This is a genomic window from Brevundimonas sp. GW821-FHT12C05 (assembly GCF_058807475.1).
Genome location: NZ_JBXAQS010000006.1, coordinates 108579 through 126749, shown reverse-complemented (window position 1 = coordinate 126749; position 18171 = coordinate 108579). Strand labels below are relative to the sequence as shown.

The window sequence follows — 18171 nt, the reverse complement described above, 5'->3', positions numbered from 1 at the left end:
GCGGCGGCGACGCCGCCGGGGCTCCAGCGGCGGGCTGGGGCGTCGGGGTCGCGGCGGGCGGCGCGGCGACATCCGCGGGAGCCGGCGCGGGAGCCGAGGCCGGAGCCGGGGTTTCGGTGGAGGCCGCGGCGGCGCGGGCGGCCAGGGCCTGCTGGGCGGCGAAACGGCGGGCCAGCTTCTCGGTCAGGACCCGGGCGGCGGCGGGGTCCATCTGGGCCATGACGGCGGCCAGGGTGCGCGGACGCATGGCGGCGGCGACCGGCAGGCGGACATCGTCATCGAGGGTGGCGAAGACCCGGGCGGCCTCGCGCGGGCGCATGGCCGAATAGACGGCGACCAGACGGTCGTTCTCGGCCTTCTGCTTTTCGTCCACCTGACCCAGCATGGCGGCGACCTCGGCCTTCACCGCTTCGAGGGCCTGAACGCGGGCGTCCAGCTTCTGCTCGGCGGCGGTCAGCAGGGGCAGCATGGAGGCCATGTCGGTGTCGCGGGCGTCCAGCTCGGCGCGACGGGCCGACAGCGACTGGATGATGCGCAGCTCGGCCGGAGAGATGCCCGCCTGCTGGGCCAGCTGCTCAGGCGTCAGGGCGCAGACGGCGGCGGCGGGCTTGGGCGCGGCCCCGGCGGGCACGGCCTCCTCGGCCCAGGCCTTGGCGCCCTCGAACAGGCCCGGAGCCACGCCGATGGCGCGGATCACCACCACGCCGCCGATGGCGACGGCGATCAGGGGCAGGAGACGCGGAATTCTGGCCATGGACGGTACTCGGACCCTTGGAGGGAGATCAGGCGGCGAAGAGGTCGTCGTCCAGGCTACGACGCGCCTGGTTGAGGCTTTGCTTCGCGGACTGGTTAGCGGTGAGCGCGCCGAGGATGGCGTGGACGTTGCCCGCGGCGGCGGGGCGGGCCGGCGCGGCCATGCCCTGGATACGCTCGGCCAGGGCCTGCATGCGGGCGGCGCGGGCGTCCTCTTCGGACACAGGGGCCGGAACAGGTTTCAGAGCCGGGGCCACGGCGCGCGGCTCGGTGCGAGGAGCCTCGGCGGCGCGGGCGGGGGCGTATTCGCCGCCGCGCACGATCAGGGCTTCGAGCTGGGCCTTCACCTCGCGGGCCTTGATGATCCGGTCGTGCAGGAGGTCGGTTTCCTGTCCCGAGGCGCGCAGCGAGGCCAGGGCGGCCTCGGCGCGGCCGGCGGCGGCGTTGAGATCGGTCACCGCCGAGGCGAAGGCCAGCTGGCCGGCGCGCAGGGCGCTGAGCTTGCGCTCCAGCCGCACGCCATAGCCCAGGGCCGCGACCAGCAGCAGCATCAGAATGCCGTCCAGAATCATGCCGGTCATCAGCGCTTTCCCTTCACCAGACTGGAGGCGGCCTCGATGTTCACCGGGGCCTCGATACGCACGGCGATATGCTGGCCCTTGCGGCCCATGCGGCCGATGGTCAGCGGAATGGTTCCGGCGCGCACCGAGACGGGCGACTCCGGCGTGGCGTTCAGCATCAGGGTGTCGCCGACCTTGAAGTCGAGGACCTGCGACAGGGGCACCTGCTGTTCGTCGAGGACGACGCGGACCTCGGTCTCGGTGGTCCAGAGTTCGGTGGCCAAGTGGCCTTCCCAGATGTTGTCGCGGCCGAACTTCTCACCCATGAACTGCTGCAGCAGCATCTTGCGGATGGGCTCCAGCGTCGAATAGGGCAGCAGCAGTTCGACCCGGCCGCCACGGTCTTCCATGTCGATGCGCAGCTTGACCAGGATGGCGGCGTTGGCAGGGCGCGCGATGGCGGCGAAGCGCGGATTGGTCTCCAGCCGGTCCAGGGTGAAATGCACCGGGGTCAGCGGCTCGAACGCCTGACGCGCGTCGTTCAGGATGACCTCGACCATCCGCTGCACCAGCACGCGTTCGATGGTGGTGTAGGGCCGGCCCTCGATGCGCAGGGCCGCGGTGCCCCGGCGGCCGCCCAGCAGCACGTCCACGATCGAATAGATCAGGTTGGAATCGACCGTCAGCAGGCCGTAGTTGTCCAGCTCCTCGGCCCGGAAGACCGCCAGGATGGCGGGCAACGGAATCGAGTTCAGATAGTCGCCGAAGCGGATCGACGAGATGTTGTCGAGGCTGACCTCGACGTTGTCCGAGGTGAAGTTGCGCAGGGAGGTCGTCATCAGCCGCACCAGGCGGTCGAAGACGATCTCGAGCATCGGCAGGCGCTCGTAGGAGACCAGCGCCGAGTTGATGATGGCGCGGATGCCCGAGCGTTCGGAGCCGTCGTCGTCGCCGAGATCGAAGCCCAGCAGGCTGTCGATCTCATCCTGGTTCAGGACCCGCTCGGACGCGACCGGACGCTCGTCGGCCAGGGGCTCGGCGAACGGATCGGCGTCGTCGGCGAAGGCGGCGTCAGTCATCCGCTACTGCACCAGCATTTCTTCGATCAGCACGGCGTCGACCTTGCCGGGGGCGGCGATCAGATTGACGCGGCGCAGGATCTCGGCGCGCAGCTGGAAGCTGCCGGACGAGCCAGCCAGATCCTCGGGACGAAGCTCGCGCAGGAAGCTCTGGAACATGTCCTTCATGCGCGGCATCTCTTCCTGCAGATGCGTGGCCAGTTCGGCGTCCTGCATCTCCAGGGTGAGCTTGAGCTTGAGGTAGGTCGGGCGACCGCTGTCGGCCTGAATGTTCATGACCATGTCGGGCATGGTGTAGAAGGTGACGCCGTCGGGCCCCTCGCTGATCACGCCCAGCGCGGGGTTGGCCTCGCCTTCCGCGGCGGCGCCGTGGCCGCCGCCACCCTTCTTCTCCGCGCCGTGACCGCCGCCCTTCTTCTTGTCGGCTTTCTCCGCGCCGTGGCCGCCGTCTTCTTCCGCCGCCGCCGACTTGGGCTGCATCAGCAGAAAGGCCGCGCCGCCTCCGCCGCCCAGCACGACCAGGGCCGCCGGAATGACGATGAACAGCAGGGGCAGCTTCTTCTTGGCGGGCGCGCCTTCGCCGTCGACGGTTTCACCGTCGGTCACGGCGGGCAGGTTGGCGTCGCCGCCTGCGTCCTTCTTCTTGCCGAACTTCAGCATGCGCCCCGAGCCCTGAGAATCTCAGCCTCCAATTCAGCCGGGTTTGGTTAACGAGCCGTTTAGAGCCGGCAAATCCTGCCGGGCGCCGCAGGGGACAAATCGGGCCAAATGCCCGCCACCACTGGATTAACCTTGTTGGCACGACCGTTGCGACGGGAAGGGCTGAAAGGAGCTGCCCGTGGAAAACGCCGCCTACGTTGGACTGTCACGCCAGATGACGCTGCGCCGCGAACTCGATGTCGTGGCCAACAACATCGCCAACGCCGACACGAACGGCTTCAAGGTCGAGCAACTGCTGGTGGGCGCCGAGCTCGGCGACCGGGCGCGCAACGCCTTCATCCGCCCAGGCGTCAGCTTCGTGCTGGACAACGGGGTCGGGCGCGACTTTTCGGCGGGCGCCCTGTCGCAGACGGGCCGCAGCCTGGACTTCGCCATCGAAGGCGACGGCGCCTTCTTCAAGGTGCAGGACGGGACCGGCGAGGCCTACACCCGCGACGGCGCCTTCACCCTGGATCCCACGGGCCGGCTGACCACGAAACAGGGTCAGGCCGTGCTGGGCGAATCCGGCGAGATCGTCCTGGACACCACCCTGGGCGAGATTTCGGTCGGCGCCGACGGCACCATCACCCAGGACGACCAGGTCGTCGGCCGCCTGGCGGTGGTCCGCTTCGAGAGCCTGGGCGCCCTCGAGAAGGGCGGCGACGGCCTGTACCGCAACGCCTCCAACGCCGTGGCCACCGAGGCCCCCGAAGCCCAGATCCGTCAGGGCATGCTGGAGGGCTCCAACGTCAATCCGATCCTCGAGATCACCAACCTCATCGAAATCCAGCGCGCCTACGAGAGCGTCACGCGGATGATCGAGAACACCAACGACCTGTCCCGCCGCTCGGTCGAGCGGCTGGGCCGGGTGTCGTAAGGGAGCACTGAGACATGCGCGCGCTCAGAACCGCCGCCTCGGGCATGGCCGCCCAGCAGCTGAACGTGGAGGTCATCTCCAACAACATCGCGAACATGAACACCGTCGGCTACAAGCGCCAACGGGCCGAGTTCCAGGATCTGCTGTACCAGAACGTCGAGCGGATGGGCGCGCAGTCGTCCACCCAGGGCACCGTGGTCCCGACCGGCATCCAGATCGGCGCCGGCGTGAAGGCCGGAGCGGTCTATCGCGTCACCGAGCAGGGCTCGCCGACCCAGACCGGCGGCATGTACGACATGGCCATCGATGGCCGAGGCTATTTCCAGATCCTGATGCCCTCGGGCGAGACCGCCTTCACCCGGGCGGGCAATTTCGCGATCAACGGCGAGGGCCAGCTGGTCACCGACGACGGCTATGCGGTGCAGCCGAACATCACCATCCCGCAGGACGCGGTCGACGTTCAGATCTCCAAGTCCGGCCAGGTGCAGGTCTTCACCCAGGGCAACACCGCCCCGGCGGTCGTCGGGCAGCTGGAGCTGGCGACATTCTTCAACGACGCGGGCCTGGAAGCCATCGGCGACAACCTGCTGCTGGAGACCGCCGCCTCGGGCGCGGCCAACGTCGGCACGCCGGGCGAGGTCGGCTTCGGCGAGATCCTGCACAAGTTCACCGAGGCGTCGAACGTCGACGCGGTGTCGGAAATCTCGGCCCTGATCATCGCCCAGCGGGCCTATGAGATGAACTCCAAGATCATCACCACCGCCGACCAGATGCTGTCGGTCGCCTCGCAGGTGAAATCGTGAGGGCCTTGATCCTCGGCGCCGTCTGCGCCTTCGCCCTCGTCGGTCCCGCGCTGGCGGGGCCGGTGACGCTGAGAGCCAATCCGGTGGACGACGACGGCCAGGTGACCCTGGGCGACATCTTCGACGGCGCGGGCGGGGCGGCGAATGTCGTCGTCGGCCGCCGCGCGGGCCCTTCGATCGTGTTCGAGGCCGCGCAGCTGCAGGGCATGGCCCGTCAGGCGGGTCTGGACTGGGCAAATCCGACCGGGTTGCGCCGGGTCGTGGTGCGCCACGCCGCAGCGGCCCCGGATGCGACTCCGCCGGAAGCCGTCGCGGCCGCCGGCCCGGCCGCCCCTGCCCCTGTGCGCACCGCGACGCGCGCACCAAGCGCCGCCGAGCGGGTCATCGCCCGCAACGACATGGTCGAGGTCCTGTACGAGACCGGCGGCGTGCGTCTGACCATCACCGGCCGGGCCGAAGGCAACGCCGCCGAAGGCCAGCGCGTGGCCATCCGCAACCTGCAATCCAATCGCGTCATCGACGCCGTGGCCACGGGGCCCGGCCAGGCCGTCGCCGGCCCCGGCGCCCAGTCGATCCGCACCCAACAGTTCGCCGCCCGCTAGGGGAAGTCACATGCGTACCGCCCTGATCCTGACCGCCGCCGCCCTCTCCCTGGGCGCCTGCTCGACCGCCATCGAGGCCGTGCGCGGTCCCGAACTGGCCCCCATCGGCTATCCGGCGGCCCTGGTGCCGACCAGCCAGACCTATCTGCCCTCGCCCGAGCAGCAGGCGGCCGACCGCGCCGCCAGCGCCAACAGCCTGTGGCGCGCAGGGGCCCGCACCTTCTTCGGCGACCAGCGCGCGCGCCGCGTCGGCGACATCGTGACCGTCAACATCGACATCGACGACCGCGCCCAGACCAACAACTCCACCACCCGCAACCGCACCAACGAGGCCTCGGGCGGCGTGACCCACTTCTTCGGGCTCGAGAACAGCCTGGGCCGCGCCTTCCCGGGGGGCTTCGACCCGGCCAACATGATCGGCACGGAAGGCCAGGCCAACGCCACCGGCTCGGGCTCGGTAAACCGGGCCGAAAAAGTCAGCCTGACCATCGCCGCCGTCGTCGCCGACGTCCTGCCCAACGGCAATCTGGTGATCCAGGGTCGGCAGGAAGTGCGCACCAACCGCGAGGTCCGCGAGCTGACCGTCGCCGGCATCGTGCGCCCCGAGGACATCTCCTCCGCCAACACCATCAACCACACCCAGATCGCCGAGGCCCGCATCAGCTACGGCGGCCGGGGCGACATCAGCCGCATGCAGGCCACCCCGGCGGCCCAGTCGCTGGTGGAAAGATTCTCTCCGTTCTAACGGGCCGCGACCTTCGGCCCCTCGGGTCCGACCGTCATCCTGGACGCCCGCCGGTCACCCCGGCGGGCGTTCCGCCTTGCCGGGTGCGGCGTTTCCATCACGACCCGCCGATCGTCAGCCCTCGTTCAGCTGAGCCGTGAACTCTTAACGGACATCAACGTTTGCCGATCAGAGGTGAGTGTCCGTCCCATGCTGAAGTTCGTTGTCCCCGCTGTCGCCGCCCTGGGCCTGATCGCGTTCGCCGCGCAGTCCAGCGCGTCGAATTCGGACGAGCAGACCGCGTCCGGGGCCATGGGCTGGCATCTGAGCCATGAGGGCCGGATGGCCAAGCTGGCCTATGGGATGGAGAACTCCGACCAGCTGGCGCTGATGATGACCTGCGAACCGGGCCGGGCCCAGGCCGTGGTCTATGGCGATGTGCAGCCCGCCACCCCAAGACTGATCCATGCGTCCATGGCCGAGGCCCCCATCGACCCGCTGAGCGGCGAATTGGCCGACGAGGCCCGCATTTCGCTGAACGACCCGACCCTGCGCGATCTGGCCCGCAAGGGCGTGCTGGCGGTCGAGGGCGAGGCCGGGCGGTTCGAGCTGACCGCGACCGACAAGGAGCGCGCCCTGGTCGGCGCCTTCCTCTCCTATTGCGGAACGGATCAGGCCTGACCACCTTTTACAGACAGGCTTGCAGCGGGGGCTGAACGCATGATCGCCATATTGACCGCCGCGGCGGTGATGACACTGGGCGCCCAGAACGCGGTCGCGGCTCCACCCGAAGCGGCGTGGACCTGGACCCTGTACAGCGACACGCCCGTGGTGCTGGCCAATGAGGTGCCGGACACCGCCAACCTGCGCACGACCCTGGAATGCGACCCCGGCAGCAGCGTCGCCCGCCTGACCCTGTATGGCGGCGAGCCCGGCGTGGGCATGGCGCGGGTGACCGCCGGCGACGCCTCGGCCGTCGCCCAGTCCGAGGCCGCGCGCGGCGGCGGGATCAAGCTGGTGCTACGCACCGACCACCCCGTGTTCGCGGCGTTCGGCGTCAGCGGACGGCTGGGCGTGGCGCTCGGGGAGCAGCGGCGAACCATCGAGGTTCCGACGGCGCACCTTGCCAAGCTGCGCCGCTTCGCCGAACTGTGCTCCGGCTAAGCCGGAGTTTCCCCATGCGCCTGACCGTCCCGATCGCCGCCGCCGGCCTGACCCTGGCCTTGGCGGCGTGCAACACCACGGGCCAGCCCGGCATGGGACTGTCGCCCGCGTCGTCCGGATCGCCCGTCCCGGTGGCGGGCTATGACTGGTTCCTGCATCAGGACGGCGATGAGGCGCGGCTGGCCTACGGCGCCGAGGCCAGCGACGATCTGAAGATCGGTCTGGATTGCCGCAAGCGCTCGGGTCAGCTGGCCTTGAGCGCCCTGGCCCCCGTCGGCGCGGCGTCCGAGATTCACCTGGAGTCGGGCGGCGAGACTGAACGCTTCCCGGCCGAGGCCGAGGCGTCCGAGGTCAATGACGGCCTGTTCTTGACCGCCGAGGCCAAGGCGGGCGAGCCGGTGTTCCAGCGCTTCCGCCGCACGGGCTGGCTGGCGGTGTGGGAGGGCGAGGCGCGTCACGCCTACGCCCCGCAGCCCGGCTCGGGCGAGCGCGTCGAACGGTTCTTCGCCTTCTGCGGTTGACGCAAGGCGCGCGCTCCGGTGCAGTCCCCTCCGGATCCGGGAGGGACCCCAAATGAAGCTCGTTCTCGCCGTCGCCGGCGCCGCCCTGCTGGCCGCCTGCGCCGCCCCCGCTGTCGCCCAGACCCCGCCTCCGCCCGCCGTGGCGCGCAACGCCCAGGACCCCGCGCTGGCGGCCCTGTTGAACGACTATGAGATCTATCTGCGGTCGGTCGACCCGATCTCGGCCGGAATGGAGGGCGACCGTGACGCCCTGCGCCGCCTGCCCGACGCCTCGCGGGCGTTCGAGTTGGCGCAGGAGCCGACGCTTAAGGGATTCGCCGACCGGCTGGCGGCCATCGATCCGGCGCGGCTGAATGACGATGACCGGCTGAACCACGCCTTCATGGCCTATGTCATCAAGCGCGCCCGCGACCGCATCCCGCTGGACACGGGCCGTATCGACGCCTTCAGCTCGGAAGGCGGGCCGGGCCAGAGCCTGGGCTATGTCGCCAGCGTCACCCGGATCACCAGCATCGACGACGCCGAGGCCTATATCGCCCGCCTGGAGGCCATGCCGGCCCTCTATGACGACCAGCTGGCCAACGCCCGGCGCGGGCTGGCGACCGGCCTGACCCAGCCCCGGTCCATCGTCGAGAACGCGCTCACCCTGATGGAGCCGGAAGCGGCGCTGACGCCCGCGACCGACCCGCTGCTGAAGCCGTTCGCCGCCCTGCCCGCCTCGATTCCCACGGACAAGCAGGCCGAGCTGAGGGCGCGTGCGCAGGGCGTGGTGGCCAGGCAGATCATGCCGCGTCGCCAGGCCTGGGTCCGCTTCCTGCGGGACGACTACCTGCCCCACGCCCCCGAGACGCTGGGGCTGGTTCACCGGCCCGGCGGGCGCGAGCTCTACGCCTTCCTGGTGCGCGGCTACACGACCACCGACATGACGCCCGATCAGGTCCACCAGCTGGGCCTGCAAGAGGTGGCGCGCATCCGCGCCCGCATGGATACCGAGATGCGGGCCGCGGGCTGGACCGGCGATTTCGCCTCCTTCCTGACCTTCCTGCGCACCGACCCGCAGTTCTACGCCACCACGCGCGAGGACCTGCTGGAGAAGGCGTCTGAGATGGCCAAAAGGTCTGACGACGGTCTGCCCGCCCTGTTCGGGACCCTGCCCCGGACGCCTTATGGCGTGCGGCCGGTGCCGGCGGAGATCGAGGCCAACTACACCACCGGCCGCTACTTCCCCGGCTCGATGGAGAACGGGATCGCCGGCGGCTACATCGTCAACACCAGCCGGCTGGACCAGCGACCGCTGTACGAGCTTCCGGCCCTGACGCTGCACGAGGCGGTGCCCGGCCACCACCTGCAGATCGCCCTGCAGCAGGAGGCCGAGGAAGGCCCGTATTTCCGCCGCGGCGTGGACGTGACCGCCTTCACCGAAGGCTGGGGGCTGTATGCCGAATTCCTGGGCGAGGAGATGGGCTTCTACCGCACCCCCTATGAGCGGTTCGGACGCCTCAGCTACGAGATGTGGCGCGCCTGCCGGCTGGTAGCGGACACCGGCATCCACTGGCTGGGCTGGGACATCGAACAGGCCCGCGCCTGCTTCCGCGACAACTCGGCCCTGGCCCCGCACAACATCGAGACCGAGCTGCAGCGCTACATCGGCTGGCCGGGGCAGGCCACGGCCTACAAGGTCGGCGAGATTCGCCTGCGCGCCGTCCGCACCCGCGCCGAGACCGCGCTGGGCGACCGCTTCAACGTGCGCCGTTTCCACGACGCCCTGCTGGTCGACGGCCCCCTGCCGATGGCCCTGCTGGACGAGCGGATGGACCGGTGGATCGCGGAGGAGAAGGCGCGCTAGGCCGCCGGTCCCTTGGGGCTCATGTCCTCATAGGGCGTGGTCGGGATCCGACCGGGCGGCAGGGCCGTCGGAGCCGGGTCGCCTTCCAGCGGCAGGGACTTGATGTAGCGGTACAGCGCCCGCTTGTCGGCGTCGGCCATGGCCCGGACGCTTGGCCAGGGCATGGGCGGCAGGCCTTCGCGCGTCGACAGCATCTCGACCCAGGCGTCCTCGCTCATCCCGGCGACGGTGCGCCGCAGGTTGTGCGGATAGCTGGTCCCCCACGGCCCCATGAAGCCCATGCCGGAGCCCTTCAGCCAGTCCGACTCCGGCGTCTTGCCCCCGCTCTGCGGATACCCCGGCGTGTGGCAGTCGTTGCAGCCCCCGACGCGCACCAGATAGCGGCCCGCTTCGATATCCGTCGCCGCGACCACATGCGGCCCATCCGAGGTGGTGACGTTGACCCGCGCCTGTTCGCAGGATCCGAGCGCGAGCGCACAGGCGCCCGCCATGATGAGATGTCTGCCGGTCATGATGATCTCCCCCGAGGCGGGCAGAGAACAACGTTTGACGGACTCACGCAACGCGCCGGCGGAGGTCGCCCCGTCAGAGCCCCAGTTCGGCCCGCTGCTTCTTCGTCAGCTTCGCCGCGATGATGGAATGGGCGATGGCGAAATGCTCGGCCAGTTCGTCGTCTGGCCAGGCGGACGGGTCCGGCAGGTTCACCCATTTCGCGCGGGCCAGATACGGCGCCGGGCGGGCGCGCCCTTCCTCGGTGAGCACCTCATAGGCGATGTCCGAGACCTTGAACGACACCCCGCCCTGCTCGCCGACCATGACGAACATCTTGCCGCCGATGCGGTAGGCGTCGTGATGGTCGCCGAAGGGATGATCCAGCGTCGCCCCCGGCAGGGCCAAGCAGGCCTTGCCGATCCCCGCGCGATCCATTCTAGGCCTCCACCCCGACGCCGATCGGGCAGGTCACGCCCGTCCCGCCGATGCCGCAATAACCCTCGGGGTTCTTGGCCAGATAGCCCTGGTGATAGTCCTCGGCGAAATAATAGACGCCCGCCGGGGTGATCTCGGTGGTGATCTGCCCCTGCCCCGCCGCCGTCAGGGCCGCCTGGTAAGCGTCGCGCGACGCCTGCGCCTGGTCGCGCTGATTCTCATCCAGATAGTAGATCGCCGACCGGTAGGTGGTGCCGATGTCGCCGCCCTGACGCATGCCCTGGGTCGGGTCGTGGTTCTCCCAGAAGACCTTCAGCAGGTCGCCGTAGCCGATCTCATTGGGATTGAAGACCACCTGCACGACCTCGGCGTGGCCGGTCAGGCCGGTGCAGGTCTCTTCATAGGTCGGATTGGGGGTGTAGCCGCCGGTATAGCCCGCCGAGGTCACCCAGACGCCCGGCAGGGACCAGAAGACCCGCTCCACGCCCCAGAAGCAGCCCATGCCGAAAACGGCCGTCTCGAAGCCCTCCGGATGCGGGCCCTTGAGCGGCCGCCCGCTGACGAAATGGACCTCGTCGGTGATCACGGGGGTCGTCCGGCCGGGCAGCGCGGCCTCAGGCGTGGGCAGGCTGGTCTTCTGCGAGAGCATGGGGAAACTCCGGACAAATCGTACGCCGCCCATATGGGCCATCATCCGGCGCTTGCCGAGGGGGTCCGACTGTTCTAATCAGCGCCCCTCGCCGGATGGACCGTCCGGCAAGTTCACGCGCGTCGTGGAAACGGACAGGTGGCGGAGTGGTCGATCGCGCACGCTTGGAAAGCGTGTGTACGTGAAAGCGTACCGAGGGTTCGAATCCCTCTCTGTCCGCCACGGGCGCACCTTCACGCATCCGCACAGATCCACCGACGTCCGATAAGTCGCGACTTTATAGGCGTTTGACGTCGGGCCGCCGTTCAACGCCAAACACTCGCCTCGCGATCAGGCCGAGCGCCCTAGGGCTCGACCTCGCACAGTTGCCCCCCGCCCGGCTCGCACGTAGGCCCGCCGAGATCATACACCTCGATATAGGCAGTCCCCGAGGTCGTGCGTCCCTGGTTGTCCTGGAGGGTGTAGGTAAAGGATTGGGCGCTGGCGAACCCGGGCGTGGAATAGACGACGCCCGTGCCGCCCGAGGCCACCCAGGCGTAGCCGCCGGTGACATTGGCCACCGAGATCACGGTGAGCCCCGTTCCGGTGTCGTTGCTGAGCACCGACAGCGACAGGGTCGTGTTGATCGCCATGAGGTAGTTGTCGTCCGCCGCCCATGGGGCCGGGGATGGCGTCGGCGGCGTCGTGTAGGCGCCTCTCGCCAGACGCAGGCGGTTGCCCGCGTGGTCGTAGGTGTAGAAGGAGTTGACGCCATTGGCGTTGTTGACCCGGACGAGCCGCCCAAGGCTGTCGTAGCGATATTCCTGGGCCACGGCGGGTGTCACCGCGCCGATCAGTGCGATCGAAAGACCCAGACCCAGAAGCTTGCTTCGACGCATCTCATCCCACCTTCCACACCGGAGGCAACCTCAACGAGATCGTGGCACGAGGTGGCGCGCCTAGGCAAGACACATTCTTGACCCTAAAAAGCTTGCATTATTCTGATTAAATGGCGTCCGCGATTCAGGTATAAAGTAATTAACAACGCATTCACCGCCCCGCGCCGCAATAGCAGAAATTTTATCCAGGAGATCACCTCCGGCTTGACACATTTCATCCAGCCATCGAACACTCAACCTGAGGACGTTCAGTCTATGGGGGATGCGCATGCGGACGACGCGGTTAGTGGCTCTTCTGGCGTCGACGGCGCTGCCGCTGGGCCTGGCCCTGCAGGCGCCTTCCGCCCAGGCCCAGCAAGCCGGCCCGATGCCGCCGGAGCACTCCAGCGTCGACGCCCGCGGCGTGGACCTCCTGACCAAGACCTATTTCCACGCCTCCGAGGACGTCAGCATCGGATCGGGCGCGGGCCAACTCTCCTACGCCCGATTCTATATCGGGTCAGGCGCGGCCACCGGCGGCGGCTGGTCGGACAATCTGCGCGGCAGCCTGGAATGTCCTGATGATTGCCTGGTGTCCGTCGATGGCGGGACCGAGCGCTTCAAACTGGTCAGCGGCCAGTATCAGCCGGCCGAGAACACCGGTTCGACCCTGGTGATCGCCGGCGGCGCGGCCGTCTACACGCCGGCGGGCGGCGTCAAATACACCTTCGCGGAGGGATGGGGCCTGGGGACGGGGGCCTACAGGCTGACCGAGATCAAACAGCCGTCGGGGGCGACCACCAACTACGAATACGCCACGGCGACCGGGTGTCTTTTCTACATAAACGGCAGCTGCAGCTCGACCATCCCCTACTACCGCATCCAGACGGTCAGCAACAATTTCGGCTACGCCCTGCACCTCGACTACGCCAGCAACGACCCAAACAATTCCGCCGGCTATTTCGCCGTCAGCAAGGTCACGGGCTACAACAGAGCCATAGACTACTGCAGCCTAGCCTCGCCGTCCTGCAACTTCTCGCGCACCTGGCCCAGCGCCCAGTACACGACGAACACCGCCGGCTCCGTCACCACCCAGACGGTGACCGACGAGATCGGACGGACCAAGACCTACACGTCCAACTCCGGCGCCCTGTCGCGCATCCGGTACCCGGGGTCGTCGATCGACGACGTGGTCATCGGCTACAGCAGCGGCGTCTCCTCGGTGACGGACGCCAGCGGAGGCTGGTCGTACAGCTACGACAATGACGGGTACACCCAGACCGCGACCGTCAGCGGCCCTCTAGGCCAAGTCAATGTCGCCAAGATAGACCTGTCCAACGGTCAGGTCGTGTACAGCCGGAACGTGCTCTACGACGAGTGGTACTTCGGCTATGAAGGCGGGCGCCTCACCTCTATGCAACAGGTGTGGGGACCGAGCACCTCCTTCACCTACGACGCCCGCGGAAACCTGACCCAGACGACGGTCAATTCGCGGCCGGAATTCGGCCTGCCTCCCATCATCAGTTCGGCCGCCTATCCGACGACCTGCGCCAACCCGGTGACCTGCAACCTTCCGCTGTCGATGACCGACACCCGCGGGAACGTCACTGACTACACCTACGACCCCGTCCACGGCGGCGTTCTGACCGTCACCGCCCCGGCCGCGAGCCCCGGCGCGATCCGACCACAAGCCCGTTACGCCTATGCGGCGCAGACGGCCCAATACAAGAACAGTTCCGGCGCGATCGCCCCGGCCCCCTCCTCCGTGATCCTGCCGGTGGAGGTTTCGACGTGCGTGTCCACCGCCTCGTGCGACGGATCGGCCACCGAGGTGGTTACGACGGTGAGTTACAGCGCAGCGGGCGCCGCCAACAACCTGAACCCGACCGCGGTCAGCCGAGGCTCAGGCGCCAACCCGACGATGGAGGTGACGGCCGCGACGTACACCGCCACTGGCAATGTGGAAATGGTGGACGGCCCCCTCCCCGGCGCAGACGACACCACCCGGTACTTCTATGACGCTGCGGGCCAGACCACCGGGATGGTAGGGCCGGACCCGGACGGCGCAGGCCCGTTGCTGAACCGCGCCCGGCGCCTAACCTACAACGGACGCGGCCAAGTGGCGACGAACGAGACGGGCGTGACCACCGGGCAATCGAATGCGGCCTGGAGCGGCTTCTCTCCGTTGCAGCGGATCGATATCAGCTACGAAACCTACGGCCGTCCCGCCGTGGTTGAACAGACCAGCGGAGGTTCGGCGCCGATTGCACAGCGCCAGTGGAGCTATGACGCCGCCGGTCGCGTGTTCTGTGACACGGTGCGGATGAACATGGCCCCCGGCACCCCCGGCGACGCCTGCACGCCCGAGACCCCCGGCGCCTTCGGCCCGGACCGGATCACTCGCAGCTTCTACGACGCGGCCGGTCGCGCGATCCATGTGACGCGTGGTTACGGCCAGCCTGAGGCCGTCACCGAGCAAGCCAGCTACTTCGCGGACGGTCGCCTGTTGTCCCTTATCGACGGCAACGGCAACGAAACCCGGATGGAGTACGATGGCTTCAATCGACCGTCGCGGATTTACTATCCGAGCCCCACTAGCGGAGGCTGGCAGTCGACCGACTATGAGGAGGTCACTTACGATGCCGCCGGCAACATCGTCAGTAGGCGCAACCGTGCCGGCCAGACCACGACGACGACCTATGACACACTGAACCGGCCGATCACCGTGGACATGCCGACGGGGATGCGCGACCGATTCTACCGCTATGATCTCCTGGGCCGCACCACCCTCGCCGACGAAGAGGGCATCCTGCCCATCGCCTGCGACCAGGACACGATCTGCTATCAATGGGATGCCCTATCTCGATTGACCACCGAGAGCGGGTTGAGTCAGGTGTCCTACGGCTACGACCCGGCCAGCCGGATGACGCGCATCACCTGGCCCGACGGCGTCTTCGCCCAATACGACCGTGACGTAACCGGGGCGGTGACAGCGATCCGCGAGAATGGGGCCGCGTCGGGACCGGGGGTGCTGGCGACCTACACCTACACCAACCTGGGCCAGATCGGCACGATCAGCCGCGGCAACGGCGTCAGCACGACCTATGGCTATGACAGCCATGGTCGGATGACCAGCCTAGCACACGGCGGGGCGGCCAATGTGACGTTCGGTTATAGCTGGACTCCGGCTGGCGAGATCGCCGACCGCACGGTCAGCAATTCGGCCTACAACTATGTGACCGGCGTGGGAGACACCTCCTACACCCGGGACGGCCTGAACCGGATGACGTCGGTGAACGGGACCGCGGTGGGCTATGACGCCAACCAGAACATCAGCTCGGCCCTAGGAGCCAGCTACGGCTTCGATGCAGCCAACCGGCTGACCTCGGCGGTGATCGGCGGAACGAACTACGGCTTCGACTACGACTCGGCCGGGCGACTGGGCAGTTCCACCGCTTCGGGCCAACGCTTCCTCTACGCCGGCCAGCAGTTGATCGGGGAGTATAACACCGGAGGCGGCCTGTTAGTTCGCCACATCCCCGGCCCCGGCCTGGACGTGCCCGTGGCCAGCCTGTTCTCCGGCGGCCTGCGCTATCAGCAGCTGGCCGATGAGCGCGGCTCGGTGGTGGGACTGACCAACGCCTCGGGCGCGGTGGCGGGGATCAACCAATACGATGAATACGGCGTTCCGATCGCCTCGGACCGGTTCCAGTACACCGGCCAGGCCTACATGGCGCCGGGGCTGTATCACTACCGCGCGAGGGCCTACGCGCCGCAACTCGGGCGATTCCTGCAGCCCGATGCGATCGGCTACGGCGATGGAATGAACATCTACGCTTATGTCGGCGCAGACCCGGTGAACACAACGGATCCGCAAGGGTTGACCGGTCGACACATCACCTTGGGTTATTGCTGGAGCCGAGGAGGTAGAGACGTACCCAACCCAGACCGCGAGAACGGCGCCGACGGCGATAACGACCACGATTTCTGTGTTTCAGATTTTGGAGGCGGCATCACCTTCGGCGATGGTCCGAGCATAACAGAAGGTACCCCCGGCGGAAGCGGTGAGACTTGTACCGCAAATCGCGCACGACATGAGGCCGCGCTCGATCAAGAACTTCAGCGGTACCGAAATGCTGGGTTTAGGGTCACAAGAAATGTTTCTTTCAGAGACCCTCAGCTCGGCGGCCTTCGAGTAGTGGCAGATGCCGCGATTGGCCTCTATGGTCCGGCACCCTTCCCGGGCGCTACGCCACCTGCCCATATTCTGATCGACGTCAAGACAGGCGGAGGCGGATTTACTCCCAACCAAAGCATGATTTACCCGAGGTTTGGGACCAACTATCAATTGGTCCCCGTCGGTCTCAGGGCATTGCAGGCGGGATACATTCCGGGTGTTCCAATTCGTGTCTCACAAATAGCCTTCGAAGCCCCCAGGTACGATGAGAATGGAAACAGGTGTCCGTAGCATCGAAGATTTTCTCGCCTCGAGAGGCTTCAAGGGGAAAATTCAGGGAATCAGGATCCTCAACACGCATGGGGATGACCTATCCCTGTGGGCTGGATACTCAGATCACAAATCCACCACGACAGTATCGATGGGATATATTAGCTATAAGCTAAATAAATTCGCGTCTTCTAAATATCTAGAAGCAACAGGAATAGACATATCTTCCCAATATAGCCTGAGAATGGCGCCCCCAATATTGATTGAAGAAGATCATTCATTTACTGGTATTGATGATAATGTCTGCAAGATTTTAGATTCATTCATAGATAAGGCAGGAGCGGAATCTCTAGAGAGCGTTGCTGACAGGGCTGCAAAAAACTCAAGATACGGACCAAGTCAGCGTATATTACTGCCAGCATTCTACGCACTTACAAACAAGTTCAGCGATTTCGAATCGTATGTTTTACCTTTGGAATCTGCGCCAAACCAAACGACCGAATACGATATTTCGTACTATAAGATTCTGCGAGGAATATAATTATTTGTATTCGTCTCACGAAATAGATCTACAGGGCATTGCGATTGTTAAGAGGTCGCCTGATTACCGATGACAGCCCGAACCGAGCGCTGTCGATAAACAGAGCCTCGACGGCTACGCCGCCAACCCGAACATCAACTCGGTCTCAGACGCATCCTCTGACAACCCACAATTATCCACCCTGACAATCATGGGCGGCCGTTCCGGGTCGTCGCCCGCCTCAGCATCGGCATTATGTGAGCAGATGGAGACGGGACATCAACACGGTTAGACTCGGACAACGGTTGACTGCTGCCGCAGCGGCGATCCTGGCCGGCGCCCACTCAGCGTCCGCCCAATCCGGCGTCGACCTGTGCGCCTCCAAGGTTCCGGCCCCATCGTTTCAGCCGTTCAATGGACCCCAGAGCACACTCCTGCCCACGGTGTGGCAGCGATCGCCGCCGCCTGCGTGCGTCATGATGCTGACCGGCCGAATCAACTGACGCCACGGCGGCGTCATTCTGAGCCGCCTCATCGGACAGCGCGCCGCCGCTACTGGCCGGCGGCGTCCTGCGGCAGACGCTCGCGGTCGAACGTAAAGGTGGTGATGCGCCGGTCCAGGCCCTCGACCACGGCCGCCGTCAGGTCATTGGCGAAATTGCCGCCCAGCGCCGTGTTGCGGTCGAACAGCAGGCCGCAGGTCTTGGCGCGGTAGGCTTCGGCGATGACCGGCTGCGCCTCGGTCGAGATGCTGGCCAGGACGACTTGGCGGGTGGCCTCGATCTCGCGCGCGGTATGATCGGCCTTCTGCTGCAGCGCCTGCCAGCGCTGGGCGAAGGCCTGGGCCCGGGCCATGTTCTCGGGGGTCTCCGGAAGGCCCTGCAGCGCGCCGGCCTCCGTTTCGAGCGGCGCGCGTTCGGCGGCGATCTCGGCCTGGGCGGCGGTGCTGAGCTCGGCCAGGCGCGCGGTGGCGGCGCGGCCGACGGCGGCGTTGGCGAAGACGGCCTCACGCGACAGCAGGCAGACGCCCGGCACGACAGGTCCGCCGAGGGGGGCGGACGGCGCGGGCGTCTGGGCCGACTGGGCCGAGGCTGTGGACGCGGCGGCCAGGGCGCAGGCGGAGAGGAGAAGCGTGCGGAGCAT

The 18171-nt window shown here is 67.2% G+C and carries 19 protein-coding genes and 1 tRNA gene; 11 read left to right on the top strand and 9 right to left on the bottom strand.

The features are described from left to right. The 4 genes from AC1RRF_RS16440 to AC1RRF_RS16425 form a co-directional block, all read right to left on the bottom strand. Window positions 1-754 (bottom strand): MotE family protein (locus tag AC1RRF_RS16440; protein ID WP_492836475.1); only part of this gene is annotated, 754 nt, incomplete at its 3' end. A 28-nt stretch (window positions 755-782) separates the two neighbouring features. After that, a complete protein-coding gene (locus AC1RRF_RS16435; protein WP_492836473.1) occupies window positions 783-1334 on the bottom strand; it encodes a DUF6468 domain-containing protein in 552 nt (183 codons plus the stop codon). Continuing rightward, window positions 1334-2392, bottom strand: a complete 1059-nt coding sequence (gene fliM, locus AC1RRF_RS16430; RefSeq protein WP_492836471.1) for a flagellar motor switch protein FliM — start codon at window positions 2390-2392, stop codon at window positions 1334-1336. Before fliM ends, AC1RRF_RS16435 begins: the two co-directional genes overlap by 1 nt. A gap of 3 nt (window positions 2393-2395) precedes the next feature. Then, on the bottom strand, window positions 2396-3052 hold the full coding sequence (locus AC1RRF_RS16425; RefSeq protein WP_492836469.1) for a flagellar basal body-associated FliL family protein: 657 nt from the start codon (window positions 3050-3052) through the stop codon (window positions 2396-2398). Between the two features lie 178 nt (window positions 3053-3230). On the opposite strand from AC1RRF_RS16425, the gene flgF reads away from it, so the two are divergent. The 8 genes from flgF to AC1RRF_RS16385 all read left to right on the top strand — a co-directional run bounded on the left by flgF (window position 3231) and on the right by AC1RRF_RS16385 (window position 9628). Next, complete coding sequence (gene flgF / locus AC1RRF_RS16420; RefSeq protein ID WP_492836467.1) at window positions 3231-3968, top strand: flagellar basal-body rod protein FlgF; 738 nt, start codon at window positions 3231-3233, stop codon at window positions 3966-3968. 14 nt (window positions 3969-3982) lie between these two features. Then, window positions 3983-4771, top strand: coding sequence for a flagellar basal-body rod protein FlgG (gene flgG / locus AC1RRF_RS16415; protein WP_492836466.1), 789 nt, complete (start codon window positions 3983-3985; stop codon window positions 4769-4771). After that, window positions 4768-5373 (top strand): flagella basal body P-ring formation protein FlgA, encoded by a 606-nt coding sequence (locus AC1RRF_RS16410; protein ID WP_492836464.1) that lies wholly within the window; start codon window positions 4768-4770, stop codon window positions 5371-5373. Before flgG ends, AC1RRF_RS16410 begins: the two co-directional genes overlap by 4 nt. A 10-nt stretch (window positions 5374-5383) precedes the next feature. After that, complete coding sequence (gene flgH / locus AC1RRF_RS16405) at window positions 5384-6118, top strand: flagellar basal body L-ring protein FlgH (RefSeq protein WP_492836462.1); 735 nt, start codon at window positions 5384-5386, stop codon at window positions 6116-6118. 189 nt (window positions 6119-6307) lie between these two features. After that, window positions 6308-6778: a hypothetical protein gene (locus AC1RRF_RS16400; protein WP_492836460.1), complete on the top strand. Its 471-nt coding sequence runs from the start codon at window positions 6308-6310 to the stop codon at window positions 6776-6778. 39 nt (window positions 6779-6817) lie between these two features. Next, a complete protein-coding gene (locus tag AC1RRF_RS16395) occupies window positions 6818-7261 on the top strand; it encodes a hypothetical protein (protein WP_492836458.1) in 444 nt (147 codons plus the stop codon). Between the two features lie 14 nt (window positions 7262-7275). Then, entirely contained in the window at window positions 7276-7782 is a 507-nt protein-coding gene (locus tag AC1RRF_RS16390) for a hypothetical protein (protein ID WP_492836456.1), read from the top strand. 52 nt (window positions 7783-7834) lie between these two features. Further along, complete coding sequence (locus AC1RRF_RS16385; protein WP_492836454.1) at window positions 7835-9628, top strand: DUF885 domain-containing protein; 1794 nt, start codon at window positions 7835-7837, stop codon at window positions 9626-9628. On the opposite strand, the gene AC1RRF_RS16380 is transcribed toward AC1RRF_RS16385, so the two are convergent. The 3 genes from AC1RRF_RS16380 to msrA all read right to left on the bottom strand — a co-directional run bounded on the left by AC1RRF_RS16380 (window position 9625) and on the right by msrA (window position 11204). Then, window positions 9625-10140 carry a cytochrome C gene (locus AC1RRF_RS16380; protein ID WP_492836452.1) on the bottom strand — a complete coding sequence of 172 codons (516 nt, stop codon included), beginning with the start codon at window positions 10138-10140 and terminating at the stop codon, window positions 9625-9627. The genes AC1RRF_RS16385 and AC1RRF_RS16380 overlap by 4 nt on opposite strands. A 73-nt stretch (window positions 10141-10213) precedes the next feature. Then, window positions 10214-10555 carry an MmcQ/YjbR family DNA-binding protein gene (locus tag AC1RRF_RS16375; RefSeq protein ID WP_291833648.1) on the bottom strand — a complete coding sequence of 114 codons (342 nt, stop codon included), beginning with the start codon at window positions 10553-10555 and terminating at the stop codon, window positions 10214-10216. A gap of 1 nt (window position 10556) precedes the next feature. Next, window positions 10557-11204 (bottom strand): peptide-methionine (S)-S-oxide reductase MsrA, encoded by a 648-nt coding sequence (gene msrA, locus AC1RRF_RS16370; RefSeq protein WP_492836450.1) that lies wholly within the window; start codon window positions 11202-11204, stop codon window positions 10557-10559. A gap of 132 nt (window positions 11205-11336) precedes the next feature. Between msrA and AC1RRF_RS16365 the strand changes: the two genes are divergently transcribed. Beyond that, window positions 11337-11426, top strand: a tRNA-Ser gene (locus AC1RRF_RS16365). A gap of 122 nt (window positions 11427-11548) precedes the next feature. Here the strand turns inward: AC1RRF_RS16365 and AC1RRF_RS16360 are convergent. Beyond that, on the bottom strand, window positions 11549-12082 hold the full coding sequence (locus AC1RRF_RS16360) for an Ig-like domain-containing protein (RefSeq protein WP_492836448.1): 534 nt from the start codon (window positions 12080-12082) through the stop codon (window positions 11549-11551). A 268-nt stretch (window positions 12083-12350) separates the two neighbouring features. Here AC1RRF_RS16360 and AC1RRF_RS16355 point away from each other — a divergent pair, with 268 nt between their 5' ends. Both AC1RRF_RS16355 and AC1RRF_RS16350 read left to right on the top strand, forming a co-directional pair. Beyond that, window positions 12351-16529, top strand: coding sequence for an RHS repeat domain-containing protein (locus AC1RRF_RS16355; RefSeq protein ID WP_492836446.1), 4179 nt, complete (start codon window positions 12351-12353; stop codon window positions 16527-16529). After that, complete coding sequence (locus tag AC1RRF_RS16350) at window positions 16510-17049, top strand: hypothetical protein (protein ID WP_492836444.1); 540 nt, start codon at window positions 16510-16512, stop codon at window positions 17047-17049. The genes AC1RRF_RS16355 and AC1RRF_RS16350 overlap by 20 nt, the downstream gene beginning before the upstream one ends. Window positions 17050-17580: 531 nt before the next feature. On the opposite strand, the gene AC1RRF_RS16345 is transcribed toward AC1RRF_RS16350, so the two are convergent. Beyond that, window positions 17581-18171 carry an OmpH family outer membrane protein gene (locus tag AC1RRF_RS16345; protein ID WP_492836442.1) on the bottom strand — a complete coding sequence of 197 codons (591 nt, stop codon included), beginning with the start codon at window positions 18169-18171 and terminating at the stop codon, window positions 17581-17583.